At 60.0% G+C, this 12,974-nt stretch carries 15 protein-coding genes; 10 read left to right on the top strand and 5 right to left on the bottom strand.

Annotated features, from left to right (window positions below):
* Positions 1-79 precede the first annotated feature (79 nt).
* Positions 80-493, bottom strand: a complete 414-nt coding sequence (locus tag RSO67_RS16670; protein ID WP_315839776.1) for a VOC family protein — start codon at positions 491-493, stop codon at positions 80-82.
* Positions 494-636: 143 nt separating this feature from the next.
* On the opposite strand from RSO67_RS16670, the gene RSO67_RS16665 reads away from it, so the two are divergent.
* Together RSO67_RS16665 and RSO67_RS16660 are read left to right on the top strand one after the other, a co-directional pair.
* Positions 637-1,626, top strand: a complete 990-nt coding sequence (locus tag RSO67_RS16665) for a Bug family tripartite tricarboxylate transporter substrate binding protein (RefSeq protein ID WP_089263420.1) — start codon at positions 637-639, stop codon at positions 1,624-1,626.
* Positions 1,627-1,780: 154 nt separating this feature from the next.
* Positions 1,781-2,041 carry a DUF3551 domain-containing protein gene (locus RSO67_RS16660; protein ID WP_315839775.1) on the top strand — a complete coding sequence of 87 codons (261 nt, stop codon included), beginning with the start codon at positions 1,781-1,783 and terminating at the stop codon, positions 2,039-2,041.
* 24 nt (positions 2,042-2,065) lie between these two features.
* Here RSO67_RS16660 and RSO67_RS16655 read toward each other — a convergent pair whose 3' ends face one another.
* Positions 2,066-2,746 (bottom strand): spermidine synthase, encoded by a 681-nt coding sequence (locus RSO67_RS16655; RefSeq protein ID WP_120287549.1) that lies wholly within the window; start codon positions 2,744-2,746, stop codon positions 2,066-2,068.
* 421 nt (positions 2,747-3,167) lie between these two features.
* Between RSO67_RS16655 and RSO67_RS16650 the strand changes: the two genes are divergently transcribed.
* Together RSO67_RS16650 and hutH are read left to right on the top strand one after the other, a co-directional pair.
* Positions 3,168-3,497, top strand: coding sequence for a GCG_CRPN prefix-to-repeats domain-containing protein (locus tag RSO67_RS16650; protein WP_315839774.1), 330 nt, complete (start codon positions 3,168-3,170; stop codon positions 3,495-3,497).
* 154 nt (positions 3,498-3,651) lie between these two features.
* Entirely contained in the window at positions 3,652-5,178 is a 1,527-nt protein-coding gene (hutH, locus tag RSO67_RS16645) for a histidine ammonia-lyase (protein WP_315839773.1), read from the top strand.
* A 15-nt stretch (positions 5,179-5,193) separates the two neighbouring features.
* On the opposite strand, the gene fliI is transcribed toward hutH, so the two are convergent.
* Genes fliI through RSO67_RS16630 form a run of 3 tightly spaced genes read right to left on the bottom strand, consistent with a single transcriptional unit; the run spans position 5,194 to position 8,108 of the window.
* Complete coding sequence (gene fliI / locus RSO67_RS16640) at positions 5,194-6,525, bottom strand: flagellar protein export ATPase FliI (RefSeq protein ID WP_315839772.1); 1,332 nt, start codon at positions 6,523-6,525, stop codon at positions 5,194-5,196.
* A gap of 28 nt (positions 6,526-6,553) precedes the next feature.
* A complete protein-coding gene (gene flgF, locus RSO67_RS16635; RefSeq protein ID WP_315839771.1) occupies positions 6,554-7,324 on the bottom strand; it encodes a flagellar basal-body rod protein FlgF in 771 nt (256 codons plus the stop codon).
* Position 7,325: 1 nt separating this feature from the next.
* Entirely contained in the window at positions 7,326-8,108 is a 783-nt protein-coding gene (locus RSO67_RS16630) for a DUF1217 domain-containing protein (RefSeq protein WP_315839770.1), read from the bottom strand.
* A 214-nt stretch (positions 8,109-8,322) separates the two neighbouring features.
* Between RSO67_RS16630 and motA the strand changes: the two genes are divergently transcribed.
* From motA to flhB, 6 genes are read left to right on the top strand one after another with little or no spacing between them, the layout of a single operon-like run.
* The gene (motA, locus tag RSO67_RS16625) at positions 8,323-9,168 is read left to right on the top strand and encodes a flagellar motor stator protein MotA (protein ID WP_315844277.1); all 846 of its coding nucleotides are present in this window, start codon (positions 8,323-8,325) and stop codon (positions 9,166-9,168) included.
* Positions 9,168-10,103: a FliM/FliN family flagellar motor switch protein gene (locus tag RSO67_RS16620; protein ID WP_315839769.1), complete on the top strand. Its 936-nt coding sequence runs from the start codon at positions 9,168-9,170 to the stop codon at positions 10,101-10,103. Before motA ends, RSO67_RS16620 begins: the two co-directional genes overlap by 1 nt.
* Positions 10,084-10,368 (top strand): hypothetical protein, encoded by a 285-nt coding sequence (locus RSO67_RS16615; RefSeq protein WP_093757678.1) that lies wholly within the window; start codon positions 10,084-10,086, stop codon positions 10,366-10,368. Before RSO67_RS16620 ends, RSO67_RS16615 begins: the two co-directional genes overlap by 20 nt.
* A 33-nt stretch (positions 10,369-10,401) precedes the next feature.
* Entirely contained in the window at positions 10,402-10,800 is a 399-nt protein-coding gene (gene fliN, locus RSO67_RS16610; RefSeq protein ID WP_175369216.1) for a flagellar motor switch protein FliN, read from the top strand.
* 12 nt (positions 10,801-10,812) lie between these two features.
* Positions 10,813-11,850 carry a flagellar motor switch protein FliG gene (locus RSO67_RS16605; RefSeq protein ID WP_315839768.1) on the top strand — a complete coding sequence of 346 codons (1,038 nt, stop codon included), beginning with the start codon at positions 10,813-10,815 and terminating at the stop codon, positions 11,848-11,850.
* 12 nt (positions 11,851-11,862) lie between these two features.
* Positions 11,863-12,939, top strand: a complete 1,077-nt coding sequence (gene flhB / locus RSO67_RS16600) for a flagellar biosynthesis protein FlhB (protein ID WP_315839767.1) — start codon at positions 11,863-11,865, stop codon at positions 12,937-12,939.
* The last annotated feature ends 35 nt before the right edge of the window (positions 12,940-12,974 follow it).

The raw sequence follows: 12,974 nt of genomic DNA, 5'->3' as shown, positions 1-12,974 counted from the left end.
CGGCTTTCTTATTCTTGTTTTTAGGGAGGATGTTGTGCCATCGGCGACCGCGCGGTGCAAACCGCTCCGGCATGTAGGATCAGCCTATTTCGTAAGACGAAATTTCAATCAGGCTGCCATCGGGATCCCGACAATAGACTGAGCGCAAGGTGCCCCGCGCGCCCTGTTTGGCCACCGGGCCTTCCTCGATGGCGACGCCGCAAGCGCCGAGATGCGCGACCACGGCATCGGGCGGCGATGCCGTGAGAAAACAGAGGTCGTCGCTGCCGGCCATCTCATGATCCGCCGTGAACCACTCGATCTTATCGGCGCCGATCGGCCGCAGATTGATCTTTTGCGCGCCAAAACTCACCGATGTGCGCGGCAACTTGCCCGGACCGGGATCGAACACCTTCACCTCCATGCCCAGGACGCGTTGATACCAGGTGGCGGAGCGCTGGACGTCAGTGACATTCAGGACGAGATGATCAAGGGCCGTGACGGTGAGGGACATGAAATGGTCCTTGGCGTTTCTTTGGGCTGGTGCCGCAGTAGTGTCGCACTGGTCGATAGTTGAATTGTTTGGTAGATACGGCCGTTGTCAATTCAACACACGCTGACCGCGCGCAAAGTTGCGGCAGCCGGAGGGAATAAAATATGACGTCACGTCGTGCCGCGATCGGTCTGATTGCGCTTGGCTTTTCTGCTTTTACTGCAACCGCTCTCGTTCCCGTCAGCTCGGCGCTGGCCGTGGACTATCCGACGCGGCCGGTTCGCTTTGTCGTCGGCTATCCTGCTGGTGGTGCAACCGATATTCTGGCCCGCCTGATCGGGCAAAAGCTATCCGAGCGAACTGGTCAGCAATTCGTCGTCGAGAACAAGCCGGGCGCCGGCAACAATATCGGCACCGAATCTGTCGTGAATGCGGAACCCGATGGCTACACCATCCTGTTGGTCAATCCGGCGAACTACATCAACGCGACGCTTTATGGGAAGCTAAGCTTCAATTTCGTGCGTGATATCGCGCCTGTCGCCGCCTTCCATCGCACTGCCAATGTGATGACCGTCAACAAGGACATCACGGCGAAGACCGTCGGTGAATTCATCGCCTATGTGAAGGCTAATCCGGGCAAGGTGAACATGGCGTCGTCGGGCAACGGCACCTCGGTGCATCTGTCCGGCGAGATGTTCATGATGCTGTCAGGCGCCAAGATGCAGCATGTGCCCTATCGCGGTGCCGCGCCAGCGATCACTGATATGCTCGGCGGTCAGGTCCAGGTGATCTTCGACAACATGCCGTCAATCATCCAGCATATCCGCTCGGGCAGCCTTCGTGCGCTGGCGGTGACGACCACCGAGAAGTCGTCGCTGTTGCCCGATGTGCCGACCGTCGCGGAAACCGTGCCGGGTTATGAGGCCAGCGCCTTGTTCGGCATGGGCGCGCCGAAGAAGACGCCGCCGGAGATTATCGCCAAGCTCAACGCGGACGTAAATGCGGTGCTGGCCGATCCGGCCGTCAAGGCCAAGCTGATCGATCTCGGCGGCGAACCGCTGATCGGACCGCCGGAAGCCTTCGGCAAGATGATCGTCGCCGAGACCGAGAAGTGGGAGAAAGTGGTCAAGGCCGCAGGCCTTAAGGTCGAATGAACCCATGCGGCACTATGGTGTCTAATCCTCGTGATTGCGCCAGTGTTAACGCGTGATCACGAGACCGGGATGTACCGGAGCCTGCGGGAACGTTCATCCGCGGGCTCCGTTGCTTTTTGGGGAGTCACAGGACCGCTGCCGCGGAGGAGAAGACATGATGCGTAATCTGATGCTGGCCGTGCTGGCTGTTGGTGGTGTTTCGGCCATGGCTTCCAGCCCTGCAGCTGCCGCCCCGACCTATCCCTATTGTATCCAGTCGCAGGCTTTCGGGACCGATTGCTCCTATCCGAGCTATGAAGCGTGCCAAGCCACTGCGTCGGGTCGCGGCGTCGACTGCATCGTCAATCCGCGTCTGGCGTTCAGCCCGCAGCCCTATGCCGAACCGCGCCGCAGTCGGCGTTCGGTTGCCTATTAAGGCCCATCTTCATGGCGGCGACGGCTATGTTTTTGGCTTCGTCGCCAGCCAGATGACGTGACGGGCGCCGCCGCGTGTGCCGGTGGCGCGGATCTTGATTTCCTCGGCGTTGAAGCCTGCCTTGCCGAGGAGCGCCGTGAATTTGTCATATGGAAATGACGACCAGACGGCCAGTACGCCGCCCGGACTGAGCGCGGCCTGGGCCGCGCGCAACCCTTTCAGGTCATAGAGCGCATCATTCGATTTTCGCGTCAGGCCTTCGGGTCCGTTGTCGACATCGAGCAGGATCGCATCATATTTGCCGCGTGCACCAGCGATGGCTTTAACGACATCGCCTTCGACAATCTCCACACGCGGATCACTCAGGCTGTCGCCAGACAGCTCAGCCATTGGGCCACGCGCCCAGGCGACGATTGCGGGCACCAGTTCGACCACGGTGATCTTCGCCTTTGGGCCGAGCACCTTTAGCGCAGCGCGCAATGTAAAGCCCATGCCATAGCCGCCGATCAAAAGCCGCGGCGCCTTCATGTCCTTGAGGCGAAAGCAGGTGAGCGTCGCCAGCGCTTCCTCGGAGCCGAACAGCCGACTGCTCATCAATTCGTTCTGGCCGAGCTTGATGGTGAATTCGTGCCCGCGCTGCATCAGGCGCAGCGGCACGCCGCCGCCGGGGACTTCGGTCGTATCGATCAGTTTCCAGGGAAGCACGGGTGTCTTTCATCAAGCGATTGCACGGCGGCCGGTGGTAGCGCGAGAACCGAGCCCCACGCAACTCGGCTCATGCAAAGGCCTTACAGCAACTGAAGCCGCTCGTGTCGCAGCACTTCGATCGCAGCGGGATCAGATGCGGGGTTCCAGTCTCTGGAATAGCTCCAACACGTCGCTGCATCTTTGTTTAAGGGAACTACACTGATGAAGTACTTCGCGCGGCAGCTCCGTTCGCCGTCTTAACGGGCGGATAACTAACCGAACGGGTTGTGCCGGTGCATTGATAGAACGGAATTGCAAACGGTATCTGGTGCCTCTAAGCAGAATGGAGACCAACGCATCTTCGGGTTGCGCATCGCGCGGCAAGGCGAAGACGCTTTCGTCGGGGCCGAGTGATCTTCAACTCATCGAGAGGAATAGAATGACCAAAATTCTGCACCTGATGGCGGCATGTCTCGTCGCCATGTTTATCGTCTCGACGCAGGCAAGCGCTGCGCCGATGATGGGCCAGAGCATCGCTGTCGAAGCGCACGTGATCCCGGTTGCGGGTGGCTGCGGTCCGAACGGCTGGCGCGGTCCCTATGGTGGCTGCCGCTATACACCTTATTACGGCCCACTCCCGGGCGGCTACTATCAGGAAGCTCCCGTAATGGGGAACGGCTGCCCTCCCGGTTACTGGCGCGGTCCGTGGGGCCACTGCCGCAACACGCCCTATCACGGCAATCTGCCGGGCGGCGGCTGGAAGCCATAAGCCAAACGTGACGCTGCGTCGCAGCGCACGGTCTGACTGTCGATCAGCTGAAAGGCCAGCCGCAAGGCTGGCCTTTTTGTTGCACGCAAACATTGAAGCGCAGCGTTGGATGTGTTGCCTTGGGCCATCTACGGGATGGCTTGGAGTTACTTTTATGACGATGCGGTTCACACCGGGTGCGGTGACGCTGGCAGACTGGCGGTCGATCTATCGAGGGGCAGTACCCGTTCTCGATGAGAGCTGTATTCCCCGCATCAATGCCAGTGTTGCGGCAGTTGCCCGGATCGTCGCCAAGGGCGAACCTGTCTATGGCATCAATACAGGCTTCGGAAAGCTTGCTCATGTCGGCATAGAAGCCGAAAGCATCACGGCCCTGCAGAAAAACATCGTGCTGTCGCATTGTGTGGGCGTCGGCGACCCGGCGCCGGCGCCGGTGGTGCGGCTGATGATGTGTCTCAAGCTAGCGAGCCTGGCACAGGGTTTCTCCGGCGTCCGCATGGAGACGGTCCAGTTGCTCAGCGCCATGATTGCGCATGACATTACGCCCATCGTGCCCGCGCAGGGATCGGTCGGCGCTTCCGGCGATCTGGCCCCGCTCGCGCATATGGCGTCGGTCATGATCGGCGTCGGCGAGGCGCTGACGACGTCCGGGCAGTTGCCGGCGACGGAGGCGCTTGCCAGCGCGGGTCTGCAGCCGATCGAGCTGCAGGCCAAGGAAGGACTGGCGCTGCTGAACGGCACGCAGTTCTCGACGGCCTATGCACTTGCGGGATTGTTCGAGGTTGAAATTCTTTTCAAGACCGCACTCGTCAGTGGTGCCTTGTCCACCGATGCCGCGCGTGGCTCGGATACGCCGTTCGATCCGCGCATCCATCAACTGCGCAAGCATGAAGGGCAGATCGTATCGGCCCAGGCATTGAAGGAACTTCTCGCCGGCAGCGCGATTCGCGAGTCGCACCGCACTGGCGACGTCCGCGTTCAGGATCCTTATTGCCTCCGCTGTCAGCCTCAGGTGATGGGCGCTGCGCTGGACGTTTTGCGGCAGGCGGCCACCACACTTCTCACCGAAGCGAATGGCGTCTCTGACAATCCTCTGGTTTTTGCCGAGGACGATATCGCGATCTCCGGCGGCAATTTCCATGCGGCGCCGGTTGCCTTTGCGGCGGATATGATGGCGCTTGCGATCTGTGAGATCGGATCGATCTCTGAGCGCCGGATCGCCATGCTGGTGGATCCGGTGCTATCCGGTGTGCCCGCGTTCCTGACACCGAAGCCGGGGCTTAATTCCGGCTTCATGATCGCGCAAGTGACGGCCGCGGCGCTGGTATCTGAGAACAAGCAGCGGGCTTATCCGGCCAGCGTCGATTCGATTCCGACATCGGCCAATCAGGAAGATCATGTCTCGATGGCTGCCCATGCGGCGCGTCGGCTATTGCCGATGATCGAGAATGCGATGGCCGTCATTGCCATCGAGCTGCTGGCGGGCGCACAAGGCTGTGATTTCCATGCGCCGCTCAGGTCCAGCGATCATCTGGAAAGCGTTCGCCAACGTATTCGGGCCGAGGTGGCTCATCTCGACGACGATCGATATTTTCACGACGACATCCAGAAATCGCTTCGTCTCGTGCGTTCCGGCGCGATCGTCGCGGCAGCGAGTCTCGACGCGATCCCGGGTGTCTAGAGCGCGGGAGCGCAGTTACCCGATTGCCGTCTTGATCACGCTGAGCAACTCCTGGAACGGCTCGGCGCAGGACGGGTCGGTCGGGTGCTGTTGCAGCACGTCGTAGATCTTGGGCACGAGCTGGACGGCCTGATCGAGTTCGCTGTCGCGGCCGGGCTGATAGCCGCCCATCAGGCGAAGGTCGCGGGTGTCCTCGAAACGCGCGATCATGGCACGCAGCTTGCGCACCAGATTGGCTTCCTCCGGTGACCACACATGCTGGCCGAGGCGCGAGACCGATGACAGCACGTTGACGGCCGGATAGCGGCCCTGATCGGCAACGTCACGATCCAGCATGATGTGTCCGTCCAGCGTACCGCGTACCGTATCTGCCACGGGCTCGTTGTGGTCGTCGCCGTCCACGAGCACGGCAAAGACACCGGTGATGCAGCCCTGGCCTTCGAGGCCCGGTCCTGAACGCTCCAGCAGTCGTGGGAGTTCGCTAAAGACACTCGGCGCGTAGCCCCGTGCGATCGCCGGCTCGCCGGTGGCGAGCGCGACCTCGCGCGATGCATGGGCGAAGCGCGTCACCGAATCGACGATTAGCAGCACCGATTCGCCGCGATCACGGAAATATTCGGCGATGGTCATGGCCGTCTTCGGTGCCAGCCGCCGCATCATCGGGCTTTCGTCGCTGGTCGAGACGACCGTGATGGCGCGGGACTTGTGATGCACCAGCGCTTCTTCGAGGAATTCACGCACTTCGCGGCCGCGTTCGCCGACCAGCGCAGTGACAACCGTGTCGAAGCCGGAGCCGCGTGCCAGCATCGAAAGAAGGGTGGTCTTGCCCACGCCGGAACCGGCGAAAACACCGATGCGCTGGCCGATGCAGAGCGGTGTGAAGAGATCCACGACCCGGACACCGGTGCGGAGCGGCTTGCTGACGCGCGAGCGGCTCATCGCTGGCGGGGGATTTGCATCCGTCTGCATCTCGCGCTCGCCGACGGGCATGTCGCCGGCGCCATCCAGTGGTTCTCCGAGGGCATTGATGACGCGACCTTTCCAGGCCGGATGTGGGGACAGTGTCTTGGGAGGCATTCGGAAGGCGGGAACGCCGAGGCCGGCAGCAAAGTGGGAATCGAACGGCTTGGCCGTCACGCCGTCATTATCGATCCTCACGACCTCACCGAGATGAACCTGCTTGTCGATCTCCAGTCCGATCAATTCGCCGAGCCTGACATAGCGCGACAGGCCGGAGACGCGAAAAAGCGTTGGCGTCACCTCGGACACCATGCCGCCGACACGAACCGTGGGCACGTCACGGCGCAGGGTTGCGATGGTCGATTCGAGTTTTTCAAGCGCGTTCATCGAACTCTCCCGCCGGTCATATCAGGCATCAGGCTTTTGGATCGCCCAGCGTGCGAATGGCGCTCTGCATGGTGCTTTCGGAATTGTCTATCAAAGAGCTGACGCTCTGGAAGGTGCGCTGTGCGGTCATCATCTGTGTGAGTTCTGTCAGAGGATCGACATTCGATCCTTCCACATAGCCCTGCTGAAAGCCGACCGTGACAAAGTCGAGCGCCGTGGTCGCCGGCTTGCTCGGAATCACACCTGACGTTCCGAATCGTTCCAGCTTTGCGTCCGGGGCGATATCGAACAGGCCGAGCTGACCGACCTGGATTCGGCCCTGCGAAATGGTGCCGTCGCGCACGATCGTCAGCGGGCCAGCATCGGGATCGACGATGATCGGCGTGCCGCCTGAATCGAGAATTGGATAGCCGGTGAGGGTCTGAAGCTGCCCGTTGATGTCGATCTGCATGCGGCCATCGCGCGTATAGACGGGGCCGTTCGGGCCGGCAAACGCCATCCACGTCGTGTTGCCGGGATCGGGGCCGCCGGGATAGGCAGCCATGCTATTCCCGGTGACCGCCACGTCCAGGGTGTTGCCGGTTTGGGTGATAGCGCCTTCCTTGCGCGAGATGAAGTTCTCGCCGGGCGAGGAGAACGCGACCGCCTGCGTTGCTGCGCGCGACATTGCAGTCTCGAACTTCACCGCGTCGGCACGGAACGCGGCGGTTTTCATATTGGCCATGTTGTTGGCAATGGTTTCGAGTCGCTTCTCAAGCGAGACCTGGGCCGAGAGACTGACATAGAGCGCTGATTGCATTTTATCGTCCGATTTTCAGGTTCTGTAGGGTGGTCAGCACATCCGTGCTGAGGCCCATTTCGAGCGGCTGCGTGATGAGGGTGCTTGAAGCCGACTGGGCGGTGGACGTTCCGTTCTCCATCTCCCACATCACCGAAAAACGCTGCAGGAACTTCTGCAGTTTTTCGGGGGTCTGGAAATCCGCGATGTCGACTTTCGCGCTGAGCATATTCGCCTGTTTGTCGACATCCGCCATCGAGGTTATCGGTGAGATGCCAAGCGCGATCTGGGCGACCTTGATCAACGCCGGATCAGCGAGAATCTGATAGATGCTGGTGATCTTGGGCGCCTTGCGCTCGAAATAGAGTGCCAGACGAACGCCTTCATTTTGCGATCCGGCGTCTTCCTCGAGTTGCTGCCGGACGTATTTCTCGACGGTGCCGACCTGCGCGGCGGTCGTGCTCGTCGCCTGGTCACCCAGCTTCGCGAAGTCGAATGCGGTGGCGAATTCGCGGTAGCGGGCGTCGGAAAGCTTGTTGGCGAACGTGGTCGAGCTGGCAACGCCTTCCGTAAGAACCTTGCGCATGAACGCCTTGGCATAGGTCATGTCGCTCAACCCGTAAGCCTTCATGGCATAGCTGAACAACCGATAGTCGCCGATGAATTCGTCGATCGTCTTCACATCGCGGATGTGTGACAGGTAGTATTCCGTGTCCTTCGACACGTCCGGCTTCTCCATCGTCTGCTGCAACGATTTGACGATATTCTTGGAGATCCGCTGGTAGCTTGCGATTGTCGAGACCATCGGCAGTGGGTTCCCAGTCTGCGGGCGCATGCGGCGAGACTGGCCTCAAACTCCCCGCACAAGCTTGCGCGGGGCTGGCCGCCGCAGGCCGATGTCAGCCTCGTGCAAGCATCGTTGCCTAAGTGAATCGTATCCTCAATTTGGAGCGGTGCGCTTGAGCATTCTCTTTGGTGTCATTATCACACTCGCCAGTCTGATCGGCGGCTTCACCGCGATGGGTGGGCATCTCAGCGTGATATGGCAGCCCTGGGAGTTCGTCATCATCATGGGGATGTCGCTGGGCACCTATGTCATTGCGAATCCCTGGAAAACCGTGGTCGACACCGGCCGCGCCACCGTGCAGGCATTGACGGTCGCGGTGCCGAAGCAACGCCATTACCTCGATCTGCTCGGGCTTCTGCATTCGCTGATGCGCGAGGTACGAAACAAGGGTCGCAACGAGGTGGAAGCTCATATCGACGATCCATCATCGTCAGAAATATTCACTGCCTTCCCGACCGTTCTCGCCAATGAGCCGCTTCTGCACTTCATCTGCGACTACTTCCGCCTGATCATCATGGGCAGCGCGCGGCCGCATGAGATCGAAGCGCTGATGGACGAGGAAATCGAAACCATCATTCGCAGCAAGATGAAGCCATATGGCTCGTTGATGATGGTCGCCGAAGGACTGCCGGCGCTCGGTATCGTCGCCGCGGTACTCGGCGTCATCAAGGCGATGGGCGCTCTCGACCAATCCCCGAAATTGCTCGGCGGCTTCATCGGCGCGGCTTTGGTCGGCACATTCGCCGGCATCTTCTTGTCCTACGGTCTTGTCGCGCCGCTGGCCCACAAGATCAAGCTGGTGCGCGAGCAGCGCGCGCGGATGTATGTGATCGTCAAGCAGTCCCTGCTCGCCTTCATGAACGGGGCCCTGCCGCAGATCGCGATCGAACACGGCCGCAAGATGATCGGCCCGGGTGAACGCCCGTCGATCGATGTCGTCGAAAGCGAAACCATCTCCGGCGGGCCTGCAAAAGCAGCACCCGCTGAACCCTCGGCGAAAGCGGGAGCACGGGCCTGATGTCAGAAGTAAAGTCAGGCCGCGCAGATCAAGGATCAGATCAACTTCTAGGGGCTGCCGGAATCTCCGTCGAACGCATGCCGATGCTGCATGTGATTTTCGACCAGATGACGAATCTTTGCGCCGAAAGCCTGCGATCCATGTCGCCTTCGCAGTCGTATTTCTCGCTAAGCAGCGTGGGCAGTGATCGCCTCTCCGATATCCTCGATCGCTATGAGGGCGAAGCCATTGCCGCGGTCTTCTATGCGCAAGCATGGGACGCCCGTATCCTGATCGGGTTTGATCGCGATTTCGTCTATACGATGATCGAACTCCTGTTCGGTGCTGATGGTGCGGAGCCGCCGCTGGATATGCCGCGGGTATTCTCGAACGTGGAGCTGCACGTCGCGCAATCGCTGTTCGAGCGCTTCGGCAAGGCTTTGCAGGCGTCATTTGATCGCGCCTCGGACGTTACGTTCAACCTGGAACGCGTCGAGACGCGCATGGACTATCTTGCGATCGGCCGCCTCAACAACATGGCCGTGTGTGCGAAGATCCTGCTGCAGGGTCTCGATCGCGGCGGCGAGATGTTCATCGTCATTCCGCACGCAGCGCTCAATCCGATTCGGCAGGCGTTGTCGCAGATCGTATCCGGTGAGTCGGCATCCACCGATCCGAACTGGAGCCGTCAGTTGCACAGCGAGATCAAGCGGACCGAAGTCGTTCTGAAGGCGGTCCTCGAAGAGCGACAGTTTACCCTCGGCGAGGTCGCGAAATTTCACGTCGGCCAGGTGCTCAAGCTCAATGCCACGCCGGACACGATGGTTCGCCTCGAATGCAATGACCAACGCCTGTTCTGGTGTCAGCTCGGCCAGATGAACGGCGTCTATTCATTGCAGGTCAAGGAATCGGCCGACCAAAAACGGGAATTTATCGATGGTATCCTCGCTCGTTGACATCATCCTTTTTGCAGCCCTGCTCTTCACGAGCATCCGCGTCACCAAGATGCATCGTGAACTCGTCAAGTTGCGTGCGCATCAGGGGGAGTTCACTGCGGTGGTCGGCAAGACCAATGAGACGGTGGACGACATGGTATTGATGGTACGCGAGTTCAGTTCGGACGGACGGCAAATGGTTCAGGCGCTTGGCGACAAAATAGATGAGGCACGCAAGGCTATCGCGGAAATCGATACTCGCACTGCGGCACAAAATCCGGCTTAGGCCAAGATCTGAGTTTTCAAGAAGGCAGGGGATATGAAGCAACCATTCGATATCGATCCAGTAAGCGCAGCGACCGCTACAGCTAGCGACCCGCTCAAGGCTGACGGCGCGTCGTTCGGCAAACTGGCAGATCTCGCGGCTCGCGCTGCCGAGGAAACCAGCCGGCTGACAAATCTCGAGCCGATCCTGCGCATCCCGGTCACAGTGCAGGTGCTGCTTGGTTCAGCGACCATGCCGGTCGCCGATCTGATGAAGCTTGGCCGTGGCGCAGTGATCCCGCTCGATCACCGTGTGGGCGAACCTGTCGAAGTCGTCGTCAACGGACGCATCGTTGCACGCGGTGCAGTCGTGGTCGTGGAAGATGAGAATTCGCGTTTCGGTGTATCGCTGACGGAAATCGTCGGAGGAGCGGCCGGGGATCCGGACGCTTAAAGAGATTTTCCCATGGCCTTCAATGCACCTGCTAAGCGCGCCGGCACCAGCGTCAAACCGCTGGGTGGTACCGAGAAAGCGGCAGCTCTTCTGCTAGCCATGGGGCGTGAGCTCTCGGGCGGCCTGCTTCGGGAGTTCGATCCCGAAGAGATCAAACTGGTCACGCGCGCTGCGGCTGAGCTCAAGCCCATCTCGGGGCCTGAGCTCGAGGCAATCATCGAGGAATTCGCTCAGAATTTCTCGGAAGGTCCGAATATCTTCGGCACCGTCGGCGAGCTGGAGAAGCTGCTGAACGGCGTGCTGCCGCCGGACCAGATTACTGACATCATTTCCGAAGTTCTGGGCAACAAGACCAAGTCAGTTTGGGAGCGCATCTCTCTCGTCTCGGAAAGCCTGCTCGCCAACTATCTGCTCAAGGAGCATCCGCAAACCGCTGCACTCATTCTCTCGCGGGTGAAGCCGGCGTGTGCTGCCCGCGTGATGAGTCATCTTCCGCCGGATATCCGGCACGACCTGATGCGGCGCATGCTCAGCCTCAAGCCTGTTGTCGAGGATGCCATGGGCATTATCGAGAAAACGATGCACGAAGACTTCATGATCAATTTCGCTCGAAACCTGGCGTCCGACACCTATCCGCGCATGGCTGACATCATCAACAAGATGGAGCGGACGCAGATGGAGGAATCGCTGAAGAACCTCACCGAATCGCGACCGAAGTCCGCCGAAATTCTGAAGGGCATGCTGTTTACCTTCGACGATATCGTCAACCTCACGGCCAAGGCACGCATGCTGATCTTCGATCAGGTGCCGACCGACCGCGTGGTGATGGCGCTCAAGGGATCGGATACAACGTTCCGCGAGCTCATTCTGTCGTCGCTCGCCTCGCGGACCCGTCGTCTGGTGGACCACGAACTGGCAAACGGTATTCCTGCGAATCAGCGCGAGATCCTGGACGCGCGGCGCGCCATTACCGACCTTGCGCTCGATATGGCTGGACGCGGCGAAATCGAACTCAATCCCGATCAAGAAGATCAGCCAGTATTCACCTGAAGATAGAGCATTGTGTCTGACGAACCCGATAAGGACAGTAAAACCGAAGAGGCGACAGAGAAGAAGGTTCGTGATTCCGTAGAGAAGGGCCAAATCCCGGTCTCGCGCGAAGCGCCGATTTTCGCCTCTATGCTCGCGCTATTGATTATTCAGAGCTTTCTAACCACCGACAACGTGAGAAAGCTGACAATCACTTTAGCCCGATTGATCGACGATCCGTCGGGCATCCGCATCCGTAATGGAACGGATGCTATCGAGTTGCTCTCCGCGGTCGGTATGAGTGCGGCGGGACTGGTTATTCCGATTGTTATTGTCCTGATGCTGGCGGGGCTGGCGTCATCGTTCCTGCAGAACGCACCGCGAATTGTGTTCGATCGCATCCAGCCGGAAGCCTCGCGCATCTCAATAGCGAAAGGTTGGGGCAGAATCTTCGGTGCGCAGGGACGTGTGGAATTCGGAAAGTCGGTCTTCAAGTTCGCCGCTATCAGTCTGGTCGTGATGATCGTCCTGCGGGCTGAGGAGGCCGTGGCCGTGAATGCATTGTTTAGCGATCCGGCGGCCGTTCCGGAATTGGTGTTGACTACCGCAATGCGGCTCGTCTCCGCCATCAGCATTGCGACCATCGTCCTGGTATCGCTCGATCTCGTCTGGGCACGCTTCCATTGGCGCCGCGAACTGCGCATGACGAAGCAGGAGATCAAGGACGAGTTCAAGCAGGCCGAAGGCGATCCGATCGTCAAATCGCGGTTGCGTTCGTTGGCGCGCGATCGCGCCCGCAAGTCGATGCTGGCGGCCGTGCCGCGCGCCACGCTGGTGATCGCGAATCCCACGCATTACGCGATTGCGCTGAAGTACAAGCAGGGCGAAGACGCTGCGCCGACGGTGCTTGCAAAGGGGCAGGACCTGATCGCGCTGAAGATCAGGGAAATCGCCGAGAAGAATGGTGTTCCGGTGGTGGAAGACAAGATGCTGGCGCGCTCGATGTACGATGTCGCATACATCGACAAGATGATTCCGTCGGAGTTCTTCCGCCCTGTCGCAGAAATCATCTACTTCCTGCATTCGCGAAAGCAGAAGACGAACGTATAGGCGCTCGGCGCATGTCGTGATGCGCATCTCCAGCC

The sequence above is a fragment of the Tardiphaga sp. 709 genome (genome assembly GCF_032401055.1).
Classification (GTDB): Bacteria; Pseudomonadota; Alphaproteobacteria; order Rhizobiales; family Xanthobacteraceae; genus Tardiphaga.
This window is presented reverse-complemented; position numbering and strand designations above follow the sequence as displayed.